Source organism: Thiohalocapsa sp. (assembly GCF_019695415.1).
GTDB lineage: Bacteria > Pseudomonadota > Gammaproteobacteria > Chromatiales > Chromatiaceae > Thiohalocapsa.
Map to the genome: position 1 here is coordinate 1 of NZ_JAIFKJ010000578.1, position 3,307 is coordinate 3,307.

At 64.1% G+C, this 3,307-nt stretch carries 2 protein-coding genes and 1 pseudogene; all 3 read right to left on the reverse strand.

Annotated elements, in window-relative coordinates:
• Positions 1-1,512: cytochrome ubiquinol oxidase subunit I (locus I6U14_RS15925; RefSeq protein WP_296900502.1), on the reverse strand; the 1,512-nt coding region annotated here is incomplete at its 3' end.
• Between the two features lie 1,048 nt (positions 1,513-2,560).
• A complete protein-coding gene (gene nikR, locus I6U14_RS15930; protein WP_296900503.1) occupies positions 2,561-3,034 on the reverse strand; it encodes a nickel-responsive transcriptional regulator NikR in 474 nt (157 codons plus the stop codon).
• 60 nt (positions 3,035-3,094) lie between these two features.
• Positions 3,095-3,307, reverse strand: a pseudogene (locus I6U14_RS15935) (ABC transporter ATP-binding protein); the annotation flags it as partial.

Genomic DNA, 3,307 nt, shown 5'->3' on the forward strand with positions numbered 1-3,307 from the left:
GCTCGGGCCAAGCCGCGCGAACTTGAACATCAGGAACATCTCGATGATGAACAGCGCCGTGTAGAAGACGATGAAGCCGGTGAGGCTGATCATGATGTCGTTCGCGGTGAGCGAGGAGGCAGCAACTGAGGTCGGCAGCACCTCACCGATGGCCCAGGGCTGGCGGCCGAACTCGGCGACGAACCAGCCGGTCTCGGCGGCGATCCAGGGCACCGGGATGCTGTACAGGAAGGCGCGCAGCAGCCAGCGCTTGTCCTGGATCTTGCGCGTGGCGTTGAAATAAAACCCGAGCACGAACAAGAGCAGCATCCAGAAGCCTGCAGCCACCATGACCCGGAAACTCCAGAACAGCGGCGCCACCTCCGGGATGGAGTCCTTCACCGCCATCTGGATCTGCTCCTCCGTGGCCTCGGCGGGGTTGTCGGTGTACTTCTTGAGCAGCAGTCCATAGCCGAGGTCGTCCATATGGTCCTCAAAGGTGCCACGGTTGTGGGCATTGTCCTCGCCGTTGCGCAGCCGCTGCAGGTACTCGTACGCGATCATGCCGGAGCGGATGCGCACCTCGTGCTCGCGCATCAGATCCTTGAGGCCGACGACTTCCTCATCGAGTGAGCGGGTGGCGATGAGGCCGAGCGCCCAGGGGACCTTGATCGCCATGTGTGTCTCCTCATCCTCGTTGCTCGGCAGTCCGAAGAGGGTGAAGCCTGCAGGCGCCTCGGCCGTGTGCCACTCGGCCTCGATGGCGGCGAGCTTGACCTTCTGCACGTCGCCCACCTCGTAGCCGGACTCGTCGCCGAGCAGGATCACGGACAGGATGGACGCGAGCCCGAAGCCCATGGCCACGGAGAAGGAGCGCTTCGCGAAGGCCAGGTCCCGCCCCTTCAGCATGTACCAAGCGCTGATGCCGGCGACGAACATCGCGGCTGTCACATAGCCCGCGGCCACCGTGTGCACGAACTTGACCTGCGCCACCGGGTTGAACATCACCTCATAGAAGCTCTGCATCTCCATGCGCATGGTCTCGTAACTGAACTCCGCACCCACCGGGTACTGCATCCAGCCGTTCGCGATGAGAATCCACATGGCCGACAGGTTGGAGCCGATGGCCGTCAGGAAGGTCACCATCAGGTGCTGGCGCCTGGTGAGCCGCTCCCAGCCCAGGAAGAAGAGCCCGATGAAGGTGGACTCCAAAAAGAACGCCATCAGCCCTTCGATGGCGAGCGGCGCGCCGAAGACGTCGCCGACGTAGTGGGAGTAGTAGGACCAGTTCGTGCCGAACTGGAACTCCATGGTGAGACCGGTGGTGACCCCCAGGGCGAAGTTGATGCCGAACAACTTGCCCCAGAACTTGGTCATGTCCTTATAGATTTCGCGCCCCGTCATGACATAGACGCTCTCCATGATGACCAGCATCCAGGAGAGGCCCAGCGTCAGCGGCACGAACAGGAAGTGATACATCGCGGTGGCCGCAAACTGCCAACGCGACAGCTCGATCATGGTGCTGTCAAGCATGCTTCGCTCTTCCGTCGTTGTTGGAGTGATCCCAGCAGGCGCGCCGGATCACCGCCAATCGGCCGGATCCGCTGCCGCCCATCCTCGCTCAGGCGCACCGCTGCCCCTGCGGTCGCGCGCTGACCACGACACCTCAGGCGTCACAGGCCCCTGGCCCAGCGGAGACGTGCGCCCCAGGCCGGCACGGGCTGCTCCTTGCATTAGAAGCAGCTTATATTCCCCGAGCGCGCTGGTCGGACATGCGAATTGTCAATAGCAACAGGATCGCTGAGACAGGCGGGCGCTTTCGATGACCGGCGTCAAGGGCCGGTTCTACGTTATCCATTCGAAAACAAAGACATAAGCTGAGCTTCTGTAGGCATCACGCGCCAGGGGGCTTGACCGAGGGCCGCAAGCTGCCGAATGCGGACCAAGCTGCGGAGTCAGCGAGGATCTGGGTGGCCGGCACGATCCGCGACGATGGCGTCCCGGACTTCCGGCTCAAACCGGATGGACCCGTCGTAGCGACTCGGATGGGTCGTGCAGTAGGTGCTGCTGTGGACCGTGACAGGGCTTGCCTCCGTCGTGACGCAATGCTCGGTATCCGGGTCGGCTGTCCCGGGAAACATCTCCCCGTCTATCACAACGTCCACATACCATCTTAGGGGAGGACCGCTGGGCTGGGTGCACAGGTAGCTCGGCGGAACGACACAAAGCCTAGTGCCGGGGGCGGCGTCCACCCATTGATCTTGAAGTACCGCCCCAGGCGTGCCGTAGCAATCACCCGATTGCCACTGCCAGGTCAGTGTCTCGGACATAGGCGACTGATCACTCGAGGGGTATGCCGCAGCGGCGACGGCCAGAAAGCCAGCGACAGCAGCTCGGGTAATCTCACGACGAATCAGCATGGCTTTGGCCCTAAGCACCTGTTTCATCCTCATTGACGCCGACGCCGACATCGCCCAGTGACCGCCTCTGCGCCCGTCTCGTGCGCCATGACCGCGTGCGCACCCTAACTGTGTGCGCATGTGTGCACACGCAGCGCGGTATGGCGGGAGTGGATCGCGCTTCAGGGAAGAGGCTCTAGATGCAGATGACGCTCGGCCCCGCCGTCATCGCCATGGTCGTGGGCTTCTTCAGCGACACGCACCGGCAGCACCGAGAGACGGCCATGGCGCACGCCGGGTTGGGCGATGACGGCGTCGGCGAAGGCACGGACCCGATCCGTGGCACCGCGCAGCACAACGGTCTCCATGCAGTGGTCGTGGTCCAAATGCACGTGCAGCGTGGACACGGCCAGGTCGTGGTGGTGGTGATGGGCGCGGGTGAGCCGGCTCGCCAGCTCGCGCTCGTGGTGATTGTAGACGTAGCTGAGGGTGGCGATGCAGTGGCCGGTGGGCTCCCGGTGCAGGCGCTCGGCCTGGAGACGCTCGCGAATCAGGTCGCGGATGGCCTCGGAGCGATTGGCGTAGCCGTGCTCTCCACGGAAGCGCTCGAAGGCGTCGTTCAAGTGGTCGTCGAGGGTGATGGTGACACGCTGCATCTGGGGCTCCATGGGCGCTGCGAGGCCGGCGGCAACGCGGGAGCATAGCCTATCCGGCCCTCACTCCCCCACATGATGATCAGGGTGCAGCGGCGCTGCCCCCGCATGCGCAGCCTCGCCATCCACCCCGGGCGCATGCAGATGCAGGTGAGCATGACGATGGGTGTGCGCATGGCTGTGTAGGGTCGCTGGCGCGAGCTTGCCGTCGTGAAGGACGCCGGCACGAGTCGACGGCCGCCCCCGAAGCCGGCCACCGTGCCGACCGCAAACCAG